Source organism: Niabella agricola (genome assembly GCF_021538615.1).
GTDB classification, from domain to species: domain Bacteria; phylum Bacteroidota; class Bacteroidia; order Chitinophagales; family Chitinophagaceae; genus Niabella; species Niabella agricola.
In genome coordinates, this window is record NZ_JAJHIZ010000003.1 from 4878317 (window position 1) to 4895577 (window position 17261).

Below are 17261 nucleotides of genomic sequence, written 5' to 3' on the forward strand. Positions count from 1 at the left end.
ATAACTCCGGGTTAAAAACTAAGTTTTACATTTAAGCCATAACTGCGCGTAGTGGGAAGACCGAAACTATCAAAGCCCTGGCCCACCACCCCGGTGCTTGTATTGAGTTCAGGATCGAAGGGGGCATTATTCTTAAAAAAGAATAAATTTCTTCCAATGAGGCTTACATTCGCTTGTTTTACAAATGATGATTTCACAGGGATGTTATAGGCAATTGAAAGTTCTCTTAAACGGATATTGGTCGCGCTGTAAACCTCGCCTTCTATAATCCCATCACGGTTTCCAATGCCTGAATACCATTTCTGAGCATCTACCTTTGTTACCGGGGTGCCGTCCTGCTTAACCGCATCTACAACGACGCCACCGGCATCTCTTGCGTCTGCACTTTCCTTGCTGTAGCCGAATGAATTGAGGTAGCCCTGGGTAATGCTGATCACCTGGCCGCCAAACCTTCCGTCAACGTTCATTGATAATGCAAAGCGTTTATAGCTGAAACTGTTATTCCATCCAATCATGGCCTTAGGGTTTGAACTGCCGATATAGCCATCTACATCACCCATTGGAGTTCCGTCGTCGGCCACCACAATTTTCCCCTGGTCGTTTCTTTTAAAGGTCTTAGCCCAGTAATCACCAAAAGAGCCACCCAGTCGGAGTACATTAAAATTGCCAATGGGATACCTGTTCCCAAGTTGCGGATGCAATTCCAGTACTTTATTACGGTTGGCCGTATAATTAACGCCGGAGGTCCAGTTGAAGCCTTCTCCTTTTATTACATCATAGTTTACTGCAATTTCAATCCCTTTGTTTTCTACATTCCCCGCATTCATATAAAGGGTGGAATATAGCAGGGCGGGCGGGCCGTTAAAGGATACATATTGATTAACGGTGTTGGATTTGTACAACGCAATATCCAGTCCCAACCGGCTGTTTAGAAACCGTCCCTCATAGCCGGCTTCAAAACTGGTGCTGATCTCAGGCTTTAGAAAGTCGTCATTAAGTACACCTGAGCTATTGGGGAGGATTGCGCCATTATTAATTCTTCCCTGGGGCGTAACTGAAACAAACTGAGCGATGTCATTACCAACCTTGGCATACGTGAACCTTAACTTGCTCAGGTTATTCCAGGTAGGTAGTTTAAACATTTCTGAAAGAACCAAGGAGAGCCCTGCAGAATAATAAAAGTATCCCGATTTTTCATTGGGAGTATAAGCCAACGAGGAAGACCAGTCATTACGTGCGGTAAGATCCAGGTAGGCCATTTCTTTGAATCCGAGGTTGGCAGAGCCAAAAACGCCTTGTTTTTGTACCCTGCTATAGTTTTCTGTCAGGCTGGCGATACTGTTTTTCTCGCCCCTGAATATGCCGTCCATGAGAAATGCATTTGCTGCTACTAATTTACGGGCGTCCAGCGACCATCCGTTATTGGTGAGGTCGTTGATAGAGGCACCGGCGGTGAAGTTAAGTGTTAGATTCTCATTAAGATCTTTGTTTCCGATGAGGAGGATATCACCGTATTTGTTAACCCCATTGCTTTCATCTCGCAGGTACCGGCCGTTGTCCACGGGAAGATCTACCGAGGTCTGACCTGAAATAACACCCTGCGTTCCGGCGTACACTTTTCTCTCAAACTTATTCCAGATCCTGTTCATTGTTCCCCTTGCGCTTAAGCTGAGCCAATCATTAATTGCATATTTCAGGTTGACAGCAGCAATAATATTGTGCCTGCTTTGGAAAGTGGGATTTTTATAAAGGGCCCAGAATGGATTTTGTTCGTGGTGTGTGCCGCTTAGTCCTTTGTCAAAATTGATCTCATACCAGTTCTGTAGCATTAGGTTCCTGGTAGGAGAAAGATATTGATAGTTCTCTTTATAGTAGTCAAAATCCAGCCCCCTTGGGAACATATATAAGCCGCTTAGAACGTTAAAATACAGTCCAGAGGTTGGTCTGTTTTCAATGTTCTGGCTGGAATACATGATGTTCCCGTCAAAAGTAAGCTTGTCGTTAAAAAGCTTCATCGTATTCCGGAATGATAATGTATGCTGGTTGAATTTATTGGTGGGCAAAATGCCTTTGTTTGCTGTATTGGCATAAGAAAAATAATTTTGGGCTTTAGCATTTCCTCCGCTTATAGCAACACTGTTGATCAAGGTGGTACCTGTACGGAAGAATCCATCTACATGATTTTTAAAATTGCCTTTGGCGCCCCAGCTTTCTTCCGCGTCGCCTTTTTCTGAGGCCGACTGCCCATAACTGTATTGCAGTTTAGGTAAATAGAATGGTTGATCGAATGTGGCACTGCTGGAGATGTCAACCCTGGTGCTTCCTGCGGCACCTTTTTTTGTGGTGATCATTATCGCGCCATTTGCGCCTTCACTACCATAAAGGGCTGATGCGGATGCTCCTTTCAATACGTTAATACTAAGGATGTCATCGGAATTTAAGGTACTTAAAATATCGCCGCGGTCAGTGCTTCCGCCAAACGGGCCCTCTGATCCGCTTCCAGCTACATTAATTATCGGCAAACCGTCTACCACATAGAGCGGTTGGTTGTTTCTTAACGACTTTAATCCTCTTAGAGTAATATTGACAGAACCTCCTATACCGGAAGAACTCCGGTTGATCTGCAGACCGGAAACCTTTCCAATCAGGTTGTTCATTGGATTCGCATCCTTTGCCTTGGTAAGATCATCTCCTTTAACGATTTGGGTTGAATACGTCAGGCTTTTGGCTTTCCGTTGAATACCTAAGGCTGTTACAACCACAGTACTCAGCTCGGTATCAGACGACTGTAACGTAATGTTTAGAGCTTCCCCGCTTTGAACGGTGGCCTCCCGGGCTGCATAACCCACGTAGGAAAAAAGCAGGACAGATCCTGGAGCTGCAGCAATGCTATAATCTCCGTTCTCATCCGTGATGACGGCCTTGTTTGATTTTTTAACGGAAACGGTCACGCCGTACAACGGCGCACCGTCTGCTCCGGTAACACGACCGTGTACCGCTTTGTCCTGAGCCTGCACCGCGAAAGCGCAAAGCAGGAACAGACAGAAGGCAATGAATTGTTTTGCTTTCATTTTTGTTGATAGTTTTGCTTTAGTGAATAATAAAATTCTTATTAAGGAGATGCCGGGTCTGCCGTTCCGGGTCTAATCCGGTACGGAACAGGCAATATTTTCCCTCGTCCACATACAGTGGTCGTTTTTTGTTGATGCATAATAAGCGAAAACAGCCCCGTGGTCCAACTGATAACGGGTATCCCTGTGAGTCAGGATGCTGTTATTATAGCATATACAGATTTATACGCCGGGCAACAAACAAAGTGCAATGGATCGTTTCTCTCTCATGTATTTGGGATCTTTTTGCATTGATGAGTAATAAAATTTCATGCCAGGGGTCCGGAAGAAAGGGATTCTTTCAGCTTTTTTTCAGTACGTGCCGGGCACATATGCCCAGCAGCGGACGAAGTGCAATGGATTGTTTTAATTTCATGTGCGTAATCGTGCTGTTTTCGTGAACAAAAGGGGTTTATATCAGGGGGCGGCTTCTACTGTGCGCCCCGGTTCATTTATGGCTTCCCGTTTGGCAGCAGACAGGCTGTTTACAACCAGTGCTGCTGCGCCCATTGAATATGCGTTGTACTTGAGCGTTGATACGTCCAGTTCCACACCCTCCATTAGCCGGGGTATGCTATAAGTATTGAGCGCCTGCTGGATCGGGGCCATCAGTAACCGGCCTACTTCTGAGGCCCGTCCGCTCAGCAATACCAGTTCCGGGTTAATGATGTGCACCAGGATCGCAAGCGCTTTCCCGATCTTATACGCCATATCCGACAGCAGTTCAATGCAAAGCTGATCGCCCTGTGCGGCCAGTTTCATAACCGCATAGGCGGCTTCTTCTATGGAATGCGTTGAGATTTTTAAATGTTCCAGCTTACCCTCCCTGATCAGTTGCAAAGCTTTTAGCGCTACGACTCTCAAAGACGCCTCGGTTTCGAGGCAACCTCTTTTACCACATTCACATAAGATATTATTGTCGGAAATAGGAATATGACTGAGTTCTCCGGCATAGCCGGCATGCCCGCGGAACAGCTTACCATCTACAATCATGCCCAGACCTACACCCCAGCTGATGTTCACGACCATTACATCCGTTTTGCCGCGGGCAATGCCAAATTTAGACTCGCCCAGGGCAATGGTGCTGGAGTCGTTATCAATAAAAACGGGCATTTGAAACACCTGTTCCAGATGATCCCGGAGGCTGAGTGTACTGTTTGTGAAAACATAGGACTGGTTGACCCCTTTTTTTATATTAATGAACCCCGGCATGCCCAACCCCATCCCCAGGAACTGATCGCGCCGGATGCCTGAATGTTCCAGGGTAGAGGTAATGGCGGAAATCAATGCTGAAAGCGCTTCATCGTTGTTGAGCAGTTTTAATTCAAAACGCTGCATAAAGACGGCATGGTTCTGACTGGCATCCATTACCGAAAGCGTTGTATACAACTGATCCATAGCCACTGAAAGGATATACGTCATTCCCGGTTTTAATTTGTAAAGGAGGGCTTTCCGTCCGCCGGTTGAATCGGCGTGCCCGTCGATAACCACGATTTCATCCTGCTTCAGTTCAGCAAGGGCCTTTGCCACCAATGGAATGCTCTTGTCCAGCAGGGCGCTCAGATCGCTGCAGGTTAATGCTTTTTCGTAATATAGTTTTTCAAAAATATTACGTTTTAATTTACTATATATGGCGACCTTATGCAAGTAATCGGTTTGTCAATCCTAAGATAATAAATAGAAATTAAAACTTAAAAAAAAGTTTTAAGAAGTTTTCGTTCCCGGATGGGTAACTTAACATAACATTTTAAAGAAGGCTTCATTAAGACAGGTAACTCGTTTACTAACAATTGGCTACATTTGTAGATAGAACCGATTTTTTTATGACAGAAGATTTTAAAACGGAAGAAAAAAAGAGCCTGAATTTCCTGGAAGAGATCGTGGAAGCTGATCTGGCTTCCGGAAAATATAAAACGATCATGACCCGGTTTCCCCCGGAGCCGAACGGATATCTGCATATCGGCCATGCCAGCAGTATTTGCCTGAATTTTGGATTGAGCCTGAAATACGGGGGCGGAACCAATCTCCGGTTCGATGATACCAACCCGGTAACAGAGGATACTGAATATGTAGATGGTATTAAGAAAGATATTCAATGGCTGGGTTTTGAATGGGCCAATGAATTGTATGCTTCCGATTATTTCGAGCAATTGTATGAATATGCTGTATCTCTTATAAAAAAGGGACTGGCCTATGTAGACGACAGCACCAGCGAGGAAATAGCCGAGCAGAAGGGCACACCTACACAGCCCGGCCGGCGAAATGTATATGCAGACCGGACCGTTGAAGAAAACCTGCGGCTGTTTGAAGAAATGCGGCAGGGCGTATACAAGGATGGGGAAAAAGTGTTGCGTGCAAAGATCGATATGAGCTCGCCCAACATGATCATGCGCGATCCCATTTTATACCGGATCAAACATGCCCATCATCACCGCACCGGCGACCGGTGGGCCATTTACCCGATGTATGATTTTGCGCACGGACAAAGTGATTCAATTGAGCATATTACCCATTCAATATGTACGATGGAGTTTGTTCCGCACCGCGAGGTTTATAACTGGCTTATTGAAAAACTGGAGATCTACCCATCTCACCAGTACGAATTTGCCCGCAGGAACCTGAGCCATACGCTCACCAGCAAACGGAAGCTGCTGCAACTGGTAACTGAAAAGTATGTTTCGGGCTGGGATGACCCGCGGATGCCCACTATTGCCGGTCTGCGGAGGCGGGGATATACGCCTGAAAGTATCCGGGACTATTGCGAGCGGATCGGGGTAGGAAAAAGAGATAACCTGGTAGACGCCGGCGTGCTGGAGTTTTGTGCCCGCGAACATCTTAATAAAATTGCCCTGCGCCGGATGGTGGTATTTGATCCGCTGAAAGTGGTGATCACCAATTATGAAGGTGAAGGCGAATGGCTGCATTCTGAAAATAATCCTGAAGACCCTGAGGGAGGATCCCGTAAGCTCTCCTTTAGCAAGGAATTGTTTATTGAGCGCGACGATTTTATGGAGGATGCACCGAAGAAATATTTCCGCCTGGCTCCGGGTAAACAGGTGCGGCTGAAAAGCGCCTACATCATCCAGTGCGATGAAGTGGTAAAGGATGCGGATGGAAATATCATCCAGTTGAATTGTTCGTATTTTGCCAATAGCAAAAGCGGGGAGGATACTTCCGGCATTCATGTAAAGGGAACGCTTCATTGGGTAAATGCCCGGGATTGTTTTCCGGTACGGGTACGCGAATACGACCGCCTGTTTACGGTAGAGGATCCTGGAAATGCGGAGGGGAATTTTACCGATTATATCAATCACCAGTCATTGCAGGTTGTTGAAAATGCACTGGCGGAAGCGGCGCTAAAAGAAGCAACGGTTAACGAGCGGTTCCAGTTTCTGCGGAAGGGGTATTTTACCCTTGATCCGGACAGCACACCGGAGCAGCTGATCTTTAACCGGACGGTTACCTTAAAAGACAGCTGGGCCAAGGCAAAATAACAACGCCTTCAGCGGCCTGTTTCCCGTCTTCAGTTATCGGTAAGCAGCTTTTGGCTTTAGCTGATTGCTGGTAGCTGAATGCTGATAGCTAGTGAATCACGTTGAACACAAACAAAAGCGTAATAACGAATAACAGTCCAAGTCCCGTAAGAAACACATAATCAGCATAGGATTCCAGCTTATTGCTTTTGGAGCCGGATGATCGCATGGAAAGGAAAGAAAGGATGCAGCTGGTCATAAAAAACAGGATGGCAACGGCCGCCGCTTCATCCATAACCGTACGTTCTCCTTTGTTGCTGAAAATCCGCAGCGAGGTGATCAGGATAAAACAAATACCGGTGAGATTGGATGCGGCGTTTAGGATGTGCGGCGATTTTTGATCCTGCTTCATTTTATTTCAGATAAGAAGCCGTTAAGATACTTAAAAAACAGTGCCAGCGTATGAAAGGCGCCGCCTTGCATCCTGTTTTATAAAAAAATTAAACTTCCGGCCGGTGCTGCCGGTTTAATCAGCAGCAGGTATTAATGAACTATTAAATTTACCAGCGAAGCGGGTCGTTTGGGAAAATTTTCCTAACTTACTTTAGTAAACGATTTCTAAACTTCTTAAACTTTAATTATGGAACTGAACGAATTTTTGTTAAACGAAGATGAGCTGCAGGTAACACGTGCTACGGAGCAGGAATACTCGGAAATGGATGGTGACGGGGCAGATGGCGATGGCAGCGATGGGGATGGTTCAGATGCTTCGGACGGCGACGGTGGTGCAGACGGTGATGGTGGCGCAGATGGCGATGGCAGTGATGCGGACGGGTCCGATAACGCCTGATAAAAATGAATTGATTGAAAAGCTGCGGCATCCGGTATGCTGCGGCTTTTTTTATTATCTTGTAGTGTAAAATCGTTTCAATATATGACCGCTTTTTTTGATAAGATCATAGCCCCCTGTTCTGTAGACGCATTCTTTAACACCTATCATGAAAAAAAACTCCTGCATATACCCCGGAATGATGCCTCTTATTATGAGCCGGTACTGACCAGCCGGGAATTGTCGGACTTTCTGGACCGGCAGGATATTTTTTATCCCTCATTACGCGTTGTAAAAAACGGAAAGGAGCTCCCTTCCGGTGAGTATACGTTGAAAGGAGTGCCTATCGGGCATCATAAAAAGGACGGGATCATTCATACTGAAAAGGCTTTTGCCTTATTTAACGACGGCGCTACATTAGTGGTACAAGCGGGGCAACGGTATTTTGATCATTTGTCCGCCTGCTGCATGGAATTATCCCGGAAGTTTAATGCGCCGGTGCAGGCCAACCTGTACATTACACCTAACCGTTCCCAGGGTTTTAATCCGCATTGGGATACACATGATGTATTTGTGTTGCAGATTGCAGGTACAAAAACATGGCACCTGTATGGTTTTGAAAAAGAGCTGCCTACGAAGAACCAGGGCTTTGTAAGCAAGGGATACGATAAGGAACCCGAACAAACATTGCAGTTAAGTCCGGGTGATTTTCTATACGTACCAAGGGGATATGTACATGATGCTGTAGCCGATGACGGCATCTCGGCACATATCACCGTGGGTATTCTTTCCTTTACCTGGGTACGGTATTTTTCAGAACTGCTTATGCAGCTCGAAGATGAAAAGGCATTTCGCGAGGCCATTCCCTTCTGGCGCGGCGACCTGGATGCAGTGATCGGAGAAAAGACCGGGTTGCTAAAAGAATTACTGGAGCGGCTGTCGGGAGAAAAAGCGTTGGAAAAACTGAACAACCAGTATCAGAAAATGCAGCCGCAGCAGGTACATGGATATTTTGACGGGCTGCTCAGGCTGAATCAACTGCAGCCGGATACCGTATTGAAGGTTAACCGCAATGTGTTCTATGAAAGGGGTGGTGCAGAGGGTCAATGTTTCATAAAATGTTTTGGTAAAACCATTTCATTTCCGGATGCTTTAAAGCCGGTAATTGATCATATATTTGATACCGAAAAGTTTACCGTGGCAACACTGCCCGGCAACCAGCCGGAAGCTGCAAAGCAGGCGGCGGTTGCCCGGTTGATAAAAGAAGGGGTGGTTTACCGCGATATTTTGTAAACATTATAAATGTAATCATTGAGCAAGACAGGCACCCGGCACGTATTTTTTTGCAGCGCTGCATCGCGGTATTTTAAGGAAGATATTCATGGCTCCGCTGCAAATTATAACGGGTTTATCCTGCTGGAGCACAGCGATCCGTTTCCTGAAAAAGTAAACCAGGCACATTTCGATCCGCTTTTTATTACAGGGCTCCAGGAGCTGGCCAAACAGAAAAAATCAAAATTGTTGCTGATCCGTAACAAAAAAACAGGATTCAAAACCTGCCGGCTGATTTATGTGGATTGTATTCGGCGCCGGTACCTGACCCTCCATTCAACACCCGCCGATGTGGCTGCCATCCGGCTGGAGTATTATATGAATAACCCGGATGCCATCTGGGAAACCGAGCCCTTTTATATAGTATGTACCAACGGTAAGAAAGATAAATGCTGTGCAAAATTTGGATTCCCGGTATTTAAATTTATCGAGAACCATGATAAGGCCGTTACCGTTTTTGAAAGCACCCATGTGGGGGGCGACCGTTTTGCTGCCAATGCAGTTTGTTTGCCGCGAGGGATCTATTATGGACGGGTGATGGTGGAAGATGTAGATGCGATCCTTGAGGCAACGGAACAGGGGCGTATTCATTATCCCAATTACCGCGGTCTTTCCACACGGTCTTTTTTGTACCAGTCGGTTGAATGCTACCTGCGTGAACAGTTGAATGATTTTTCTGCAGACTTTGATTTTGCCATTGTAGCACAGGAAGAGGCCGACTCGTATATCCGTGTTGAGGTCATTGTGTCTGCCACACAACGGTACCGGCTATCTCTTCTGAAGAAAACGATTCCCTATCCCTATTATCTTACCTGCAAATCCTCAAAGCCCGGTGCCATTACCAAGTACCTGCTGGAAGCGTTTGAGGAATTGCCGGCAAGCCGGTAACAGGAATGAATGATCTGTATGCAACATCCATTGATTTTTGTGAACCGATTCTCTGTGAACAAAAAAAAAGTTCACAAAACCTTTGTTCACAAATTAACGCATCCTGAAAAAGGTTAACACACAGGGGCAATCCTGTAACGGGGTGAGAAAATGACAGGTGATCGATCTTTTGGATTATTCCATTTAAGACGCGCAAAGCGTAAACCATTCTTGGCAGCCCTGTGAACCCGTTTAATGCGCTTTCAGATCCAGCGCCATTTGAATATTGGCCCGCTTATAGGGACTGGGACGGTTATGGATCTTTTTAAATCCCAGTTTGTAGTAAAGATTGATGGCGGGTTTTAAACGGGTATTGCTCTCCAGGTATAATCTGGATGCTCCCAGCTCCTTTGCTTTGTTGATGATTGCATCTGCCAATAGCTTCCCGATATTTTTTCCCTGTGCTTCCGGTGCAACGGCCATTTTCGCCATTTCGTAATCATAATCAGGATCATCCATCTTAATGAGTGCACAAACGCCAACCGGTTGTTTTTCGTAAAGCGCTACGAGGATAAAGCCACCCTTGCCTAGAATGTATTTATCGGGGTGATTCAGCGCCTGTATATCGGCCTCTTCCAGTTCAAAGTACTGTGAGATCCAGGCCTCGTTTAAACTGCGGAATACCGTTTTGTATTTCGGCTCATAATTAACAATGCGTACCTGGCTGCTTTCCCTGATCTTTTTTTGTTTCAGTACGCGGCTGGAAAGAGGCTGCCGCTCCAGCAGGAACTCCCATTCTTCAATGGCCTCCCAAAGATCGTGCGTGGCGTCGCGGATCAGCTCCTCTACAGCATTGTGTACGTCTGTGCACTGATCAAGCACCCGGGGTACAAGTGTTTTTCCTTTGGCAGATAAGGCTACGCGGTTTTGACGCTTGTCGCCCGATTTTTTATTTTCAGTGATGAGGCCCTTCGCGGTCATCTCGCGGATGATGCGGCTTACGGAAGGCTGCGAATGACCGATTTCCTGGGCGATCTCTGTAATCGTTTTTTCTTCGTTTTGCGAAAGCATATAAAAAACCGGGAACCATTTGGCTCGGACTGGAATCCGGTTTTGCTCGTAGATCTTTTCAGCTTCCTCGGTAAACAGGGTAGATAACATCCGGAGCCGGCTTCCCAGGGCCATTTTACCGGTACGGGTATAAAATATTTTTTCCATACTTAATTACATAACTGGTTATGCAAATATATGAAGAATTCAGAAATGAACAACCGACCCAACCATTTGAATGCGTATGAGATTGCCTGTCATGTATGCTGCCCGTTCGATGGTCCGAAGTGAAGATATTATCGCATGATCATTGCAAGAATAACGGACAGGAGGTAAAAGCCAGCAATTTCCATCCGTTATTTAAGGGAATAGCGGCCCGGACCTGGATCGCTTGCTGATGAGCTTCATTGGCATCTTTTAATGCAATATAAGCACTTTCAGAAAGGTTGCGGTTGCTGAATTCGGCCCTGGCTGCCTGCAGTGCTTCCGGCTGGTACTGGTCTTCCGGCGCCGACAGGATGCGTATCAGTTCTGCATCGGTCTGTTGGGCCATTACTGCTTTAAAATCATCTTTTTTCATCATTGTTATTTTGGATGCCATGCTTGAATTTATAGATAAACGTATATGGAAAAATAGACGGGAGCGGGACCTGCGTGAAATCATTTAACCATCAGGCCCTGCGGATCCCGTGCAAACAGGTAGGCATCGTATTCAATAAAGTCTGTCGCTTTAATCTGTACCGTTTCCGCCTTGCCTTCCTTAAGAGTAAAAACGGCCGGGAAAACACCAAAGCCGATATTGGAATAGGTGAGGCGGAAAGCATTATTGTCCATATATTCGAGGGTTGCAGAAAGATCCGGGTGATGCTGAAACGTACAACGGAGCTGGTTGTTGCCCGCCTTTGAAATATGGATCTTTCCGTAAACGGTATTGTAATAATCGCCGGTATAAGCTTCCAGCGGTACAGGGGTGCTGTTACGGGCATTCACCCGGTCTTGCATGTGTTTCAGATCAGCTTCCATCTGCCGGTTGTTTTTTGCGGCGATGCCCTGCAGAAACCGGCTCCGGTCTTTATAGGGCACTCCCAGGTAGGCATCCAGTATCTGGTAGCGCAAGGCTTCAAAAAAGCTTTGATTGTCGTTGTTGGTCAAAATGACGATACCCAGTTTTTCTTCGGGGACAAAGCAGAGGTTGGTTACAAAGCCAAAAGCGCCGCCGGTATGCCAGTACACCTGCCGGCCATTGTAGTCAGCCGCGTAAACGCCCAGTCCGTAGGTTACAAAATGAATGGGGTATTGATTGTTTTTGCGGTTGCTTACTGTAATATTCGCATCCCGCGTTTTTTGCAGTACTTCCCAGGGCAGGATCCGGTTGCCTTCAAAGCGACCACTGTCCAGCTGCAGCCGTAACCAGCGTGTGAGATCTTTTACATTACTGACCATGCTGGCAGCCGGGCCCAGGTTATCGATCTGGTCAAACGGCAACACGGTAAGGGTGCTGAACATATTTGTATGCGGCGATGCTACGTTGGCCCGTTGCGCCATACCTGCGGTGTTCATATATGTGTTACGCATGCCCAGGGGCGTGAGGACCTGCGCCTGAACATATTGTTCCCAGGTTTGTCCGGTTACCCGCTGCAAAATCTGACCCGCGGTTAAGAACCCCGCGTTGCAGTAGCCATAATCCTGCCGGAACTGGCCGGATGGTTTCAGGTAGCGCAATTTCCACAGGATAGAGTCTTTTGAAAGGTTCGAATCCCAAAAGGTAAAGTCGCCCTGGAAGGTGCGGGTGCCCAGCCGGTGACACAGCACATCCCGGATCGTGATCAGCCGGGTAGTAGTACTGTCCCACATCCGGAACCAGGGTAGGTAACGGGTTACGTTATCATTGAGTGAAAGTTTTTTTTCATAATCCAACTTTGCAATGGCCGTTCCGGTAAACAGTTTGGAATTCGACGCAATCATAAAAAGCGTGTTTTCATCTACTTTTTCCGGCTGATCCACCCGTCGTACGCCATACCCTTTTTGCAGCAGCACCTGGCCGTCCTTTACAATGGCAACCGCCAGTCCCGGAACCTGCCATTCCTTTATCCCTCGTTGAATATAGCTGTCCAGGCTATCGCTGATAAAAGAAGGTGTCTGAGCAGACAGGATATTGATGCCGCCGGCTAAAAAAGCAGTGAGTCCTATTTTTTTCATACCGCTGAATTGAGTGATCGATTGTTTGGTAAATATAGCTAAAGGTGTTAAACAATCCGGGGAAACGGCTTATTTGCCGATAGTTATTGCCGTTTGAGCCATTGTTAAAGCAAAGGGCTCCCCGGGAAATTATCTTTATATGGTTATTTGAATACCTGATTTTAATCCGTACGAACATGAAACGTCTTTTACTGGTTCTTTTGTTAAGTGGCGGTCTTTGCGCAGCATCATTTGCACAGGTTGCTCCTGCAACTCCCGCCGCCGTCAAAGAACATAAAAAATCAACCGGTGTTACCAAATCGGGAAAACCGGATATGCGATTGAAAGCAAACCGGGATGCCGCCAAAGCGCAGGTACAGCCTGCTGCGCCGGCTCCTGCTCCTTCACCCCGGCCGGTTGTAGCCAGGAATGCTCCCCGCGTAGCACCGGCTCCGGCGCCACGTCCGGCAATGGTTCAAAAAGTACAGCCCGCTGTGGTTTCGGCAGATCCGGTGGCAGGCACAGACGCAAAGGGCAGAACGATCTACCGGGGAAAGAGAGGCGGCACCTACTATATCAATAAAAACGGGCATAAAGAATATGTAAAGCAATAGGCAAAACTTGGAGGCAAAGACAGGCGTTCTGGTATTTACCAGGGCGCTTTTTTGTCGCCGGGGCGCGAACAGGAGAGATCCGGCGTTCTTACAATCGGTCAGCGGTGCATCGGTTTTGCTTGACGCTGTTTCTCCAAAAGATAGGGCTTTGCAATCGGATATTTAGTACATTTATCCGGATGAATGACCCGGTTATAAAGCGCCTCAGGATTGCAGCCATTATAGAGGAAACGGCTGATGCAAAAACTTTTGTTGTTGAACCGCTGGATGGCTGGCAGCCGGTGTACCGTTCGGGGCAGTTTCTTACCCTCATTTTTCAAAACCACCTGGGAGCGCAGCGCCGTTCGTTTTCCATTTCGTCGAGTCCGGTTACCGACCCGCGCCTGGCTTTTACGGTCAAAAAGCTGGATAACGGTGAATTCAGCCGCTACCTGGTTTACAAGGCCAAAGCCGGGGATGTGTTAAAAACTTCCGGTATCAGCGGTTTTTTTGTACTGCCGGACGACACCCGGGGAAAGCAGTTTTGTTTCCTGGCAGCGGGAAGCGGCATCACCCCTTGCTTTTCATTGATTAAAACGCTTTTAAAAACAACCGAAGCGCCCATCATCCTGTTGTACAGCAACCGTTCAGAAGCCGACACGATTTTTTACGGGGAGCTGAAGTTGCTCCAGGATGCCTATGCCGGCCGCCTGCTGATTCACTTTATGTTCAGCAATCACCCGGAGATATTGCAAAAACGGCTTAGTCATTGGGTGCTGACCCACCTGGTGGAACAGCATTTGCCGGTACAGATCCGGAAGGATACGCTTTTTTATATATGCGGCCCTTATGAATATATGTTGATGGCTGATATCTCCTTAAAGAGCAACGGGGTAAAAGGAAAGCAGATCTTTAAGGAAGATTTTTATCCCCTACCGCGACTGGTAAAACCCAGGCCGCCGGATCTGGAAGCGCATAAAGTGACCATTCATATCGGGTCCGTGGTGCGGGAACTATCGGTGCAATATCCCCATTCAATAACGGCTGCCGGCAAACGGGCAGGGTTAACACTGCCCTACAGCTGTGAGTCGGGGCAGTGCGGCAGCTGCGTGGCTACCTGTACCTCGGGAAAAATCTGGATGGCTTATAATGAAGTACTGACAGATGAGGAAATTGCCAGGGGGCGCGTGCTTACCTGCCAGGGTTACCCCATCGGAGGAGATGCAACCATTGTATTTGAGTAGCAGATTTGTTGGTTTGGCGAAAAAAATCCGGCGTTTATCGTAAAAAAACGGCAACTCGTCGAATTTTTTTAATTAACATTTTTTTAGCGAATAACTTTATCATAGCTAAGAGAGAAACATTGACTATTTCTAAAAAATTACATGCAACCACAGCTAACTGCTTTTGATTCTGAAAAACAATCACCACTTCTTTAAAAAGCAATCACGTATCTGAACAGGGGTTTTACCGTGCAGCTACCGATGCCGTCTGTAATACCGAATCCCGCCGTTGCTGCTTTTTCATGATCTCGGGAAGCCAGGCAGATAAATGGTGCTGTAAACTATCCGGGGCGATGGTAAGTGCCGCAGGATCTTGGGCAAGTTTCAACCAGGGGCGTGGCTGTCCAAAGGGATATTGCCCAAATACAACAACCGGGGTGCCGGTTGCAATCTGCTGGTTGTTTTTGAGGATCCACTGCTCGGCCCAGCTGTAAAGAAACCGGGCATCACGTTCCTGGAGGCGCATACAGCTGTGCGAAGCCGGGTAGCCGGGAAGGGCATATTCGTGAAACCCGATACCCCAGGTATTGTGCACATTAAAATTCCATTTCAATACCCATTCATCGTTAACGGTACTGTTGGTTTTGCGTGCTTTCCAGTTTGCAAAGTAGAGATGGGCCGGTGTGGGCTTGCTTTTGCGACCGGTATTGGTTTGTCCGGTGCGTACCAGTTTGCCGTTTGCGTAAGCCGCAAAGGCCTGTGCGTTGAGCGAAAAAACGAGGATCTTGGGAATGTCTTTTAAAAAGGAAGCCTCCTCGGGGAAGGGCATGTAGGCGGCCAGCGGCAGTGAAAAATCGCTGGGCACCAGGATGCTGTCGAGCCTCCGGATATGGCTGGAATCAGTGCGGTTGATAGCGGTTAAAAGGTCGAGGTGCCGGGCGCCTTCAAAACTGTCTTTTAATGACTGCCATTCCTTTTTTTTCATAAAACGGTAGGTGATCCGTGGCAATTCCGGAGCCGGCGGCGCTTTTACAACGGAGTCCTTTACAGTTGGCTGGGGAATGGTAGCGGTTTGTTTTTCAGCCTGCCTGCAGGCGAAAAGCAGGATACAGATAGCTGCAGCAGTTAAAAAGTTGGCGTTCATTTTTTAGTAATTGCTCCGCAATATCGGTAAAAAAAATTACAGATGTACAAAGCCGGGCTTAAATCTTGCCCCCTAATTCCGGCTAGAAAAAGAGCCGGAGAAAGGAGGCCGCGGATCATTGCTGCGCCGCATATCCAACCCCTTTTTCAAACAGAAAGATGTATATTCGTAACCATTCACGTTAAATAAATATTACTATATGAAAAGAGAAAAATTGCGCGTTGGTATGATCGGTGGGGGAAAGGATGCTTTTATCGGAGCGGTCCACCGCCTGGCGTTAAATATGGACGGACTGATCCAGTTAAGCTGCGGTGCGCTGAGCGTACATCCGGACGTGGCCCGGGAATCGGGCGAGTTGCTTTTTTTACCCGAAGACCGTATTTATCTGAGTTATGAAGAAATGATCCGCAGGGAAAGCGAACTTCCGGAAGACAAGCGCATTCATTTTGTATCGATCGTAACACCCAATTTTGTGCATTTTGCTCCTGCCATGATGGCGCTGGAACATGGATTTCATGTGGTGATCGAAAAGCCGATGGTATTCAGCCTTGAGGAAGCCAAACAGTTGCAACAAAAAGTAAAGGAGACCGGGCTGATGCTTTGCCTCACCCATACCTATACCGGCTATCCGATGGTAAAGCAGGCCCGTCAGATGGTGGCGGAAGGTGCGTTTGGAAAAATAAGAAAAGTATATGTAGAATACCCGCAGGGTTGGCTGAGCCGTTTATCCGAGCGTGAAGGTAATGCCCAGGCCGCCTGGCGTACGGACCCTAAAAAGAGCGGAAAAAGCGGTTGTATGGGGGATATCGGTACCCATGCGGCCAACCTGGCTGAATATATTACCGGCCAAAAAATTTCCAAACTTTGTGCAGATCTGAACACGATTGTGGAAGGCCGCAATCTGGATGATGACGGCGCGGTATTGTTGAAATTTGACCAGGGCGCGTCCGGTGTGCTGATCGCCAGCCAGGTAGCTGCCGGGGAAGAAAATGCCTTAAAGATTAAGATTTATGGGGAAAAGGGCGGACTGGAATGGCACCAACAGGAACCCAATACCTTATTGGTGAAATGGCTGGATGCTCCGGCGCAGGTATACCGCGCGGGCAACGGGTACCTGGGCGACTATGCAAAGCATAACTGCCGCACTCCGGGAGGGCATCCCGAAGGATACCTGGAAGCATTTGCCAACCATTACCGGAATTTTGCTACCGCATTACAGGCAAAGATTCACAACGAAACCCCTTCAAAAGAAAGCCTTGATTTTCCTTCTGTGGATGATGGTGTGCGGGGCATGGCGTTTATTGATAATGTGGTTGCATCCGCACAATCCGATAAGAAATGGTGGGATTTTGAGGTGTAACTTCGAGTATCCGGATTGAGATATTGACCGTCAGTTGTCAGTTTTAGTTATCAGCCATTAGTAATCAGTTTCCTGCTGACTGCTAATGGCTGACTGCTGTTA

Annotated in this window: 14 protein-coding genes; 7 read left to right on the forward strand and 7 right to left on the reverse strand. The window is 47.2% G+C overall.

The annotated features are described in order from the left end of the window. Positions 1-11 precede the first annotated feature (11 nt). Both LL912_RS25495 and LL912_RS25500 read right to left on the reverse strand, forming a co-directional pair. A complete protein-coding gene (locus tag LL912_RS25495) occupies positions 12-3071 on the reverse strand; it encodes a SusC/RagA family TonB-linked outer membrane protein (protein WP_235556455.1) in 3060 nt (1019 codons plus the stop codon). 456 nt (positions 3072-3527) lie between these two features. Then, a complete protein-coding gene (locus LL912_RS25500) occupies positions 3528-4757 on the reverse strand; it encodes an ROK family protein (RefSeq protein ID WP_235556456.1) in 1230 nt (409 codons plus the stop codon). A 176-nt stretch (positions 4758-4933) separates the two neighbouring features. On the opposite strand from LL912_RS25500, the gene LL912_RS25505 reads away from it, so the two are divergent. After that, positions 4934-6604 carry a glutamine--tRNA ligase/YqeY domain fusion protein gene (locus LL912_RS25505; RefSeq protein WP_235556457.1) on the forward strand — a complete coding sequence of 557 codons (1671 nt, stop codon included), beginning with the start codon at positions 4934-4936 and terminating at the stop codon, positions 6602-6604. A gap of 88 nt (positions 6605-6692) precedes the next feature. Here the strand turns inward: LL912_RS25505 and LL912_RS25510 are convergent, their stop codons facing one another. Continuing rightward, positions 6693-6995 carry a hypothetical protein gene (locus LL912_RS25510; RefSeq protein ID WP_235556458.1) on the reverse strand — a complete coding sequence of 101 codons (303 nt, stop codon included), beginning with the start codon at positions 6993-6995 and terminating at the stop codon, positions 6693-6695. A gap of 228 nt (positions 6996-7223) precedes the next feature. Between LL912_RS25510 and LL912_RS25515 the strand changes: the two genes are divergently transcribed. From LL912_RS25515 to LL912_RS25525, 3 genes are all read left to right on the forward strand, one after another. Continuing rightward, positions 7224-7433 carry a hypothetical protein gene (locus tag LL912_RS25515; protein WP_235556459.1) on the forward strand — a complete coding sequence of 70 codons (210 nt, stop codon included), beginning with the start codon at positions 7224-7226 and terminating at the stop codon, positions 7431-7433. A gap of 84 nt (positions 7434-7517) precedes the next feature. Beyond that, on the forward strand, positions 7518-8705 hold the full coding sequence (locus LL912_RS25520; RefSeq protein WP_235556460.1) for a cupin domain-containing protein: 1188 nt from the start codon (positions 7518-7520) through the stop codon (positions 8703-8705). 18 nt (positions 8706-8723) lie between these two features. Further along, the gene (locus tag LL912_RS25525) at positions 8724-9632 is read left to right on the forward strand and encodes a sucrase ferredoxin (protein WP_235556461.1); all 909 of its coding nucleotides are present in this window, start codon (positions 8724-8726) and stop codon (positions 9630-9632) included. A 231-nt stretch (positions 9633-9863) separates the two neighbouring features. Here the strand turns inward: LL912_RS25525 and LL912_RS25530 are convergent, their stop codons facing one another. From LL912_RS25530 to LL912_RS25540, 3 genes are all read right to left on the reverse strand, one after another. Further along, positions 9864-10829 carry a bifunctional helix-turn-helix transcriptional regulator/GNAT family N-acetyltransferase gene (locus tag LL912_RS25530; protein WP_235556462.1) on the reverse strand — a complete coding sequence of 322 codons (966 nt, stop codon included), beginning with the start codon at positions 10827-10829 and terminating at the stop codon, positions 9864-9866. A 139-nt stretch (positions 10830-10968) separates the two neighbouring features. Further along, positions 10969-11262 (reverse strand): hypothetical protein, encoded by a 294-nt coding sequence (locus LL912_RS25535; RefSeq protein ID WP_235556463.1) that lies wholly within the window; start codon positions 11260-11262, stop codon positions 10969-10971. Between the two features lie 59 nt (positions 11263-11321). Then, positions 11322-12860 (reverse strand): serine hydrolase, encoded by a 1539-nt coding sequence (locus LL912_RS25540; RefSeq protein WP_235556464.1) that lies wholly within the window; start codon positions 12858-12860, stop codon positions 11322-11324. Between the two features lie 176 nt (positions 12861-13036). Here LL912_RS25540 and LL912_RS25545 point away from each other — a divergent pair, with 176 nt between their 5' ends. Beyond that, complete coding sequence (locus LL912_RS25545; protein ID WP_235556465.1) at positions 13037-13453, forward strand: hypothetical protein; 417 nt, start codon at positions 13037-13039, stop codon at positions 13451-13453. A gap of 179 nt (positions 13454-13632) precedes the next feature. Further along, positions 13633-14676, forward strand: a complete 1044-nt coding sequence (locus tag LL912_RS25550; RefSeq protein ID WP_235556466.1) for a flavin reductase family protein — start codon at positions 13633-13635, stop codon at positions 14674-14676. A gap of 223 nt (positions 14677-14899) precedes the next feature. On the opposite strand, the gene LL912_RS25555 is transcribed toward LL912_RS25550, so the two are convergent. After that, positions 14900-15799 (reverse strand): L,D-transpeptidase, encoded by a 900-nt coding sequence (locus LL912_RS25555; protein ID WP_235556467.1) that lies wholly within the window; start codon positions 15797-15799, stop codon positions 14900-14902. A gap of 199 nt (positions 15800-15998) precedes the next feature. Here LL912_RS25555 and LL912_RS25560 point away from each other — a divergent pair, with 199 nt between their 5' ends. Beyond that, entirely contained in the window at positions 15999-17159 is a 1161-nt protein-coding gene (locus tag LL912_RS25560; protein ID WP_235556468.1) for a Gfo/Idh/MocA family protein, read from the forward strand. Positions 17160-17261: the final 102 nt, after the last annotated feature.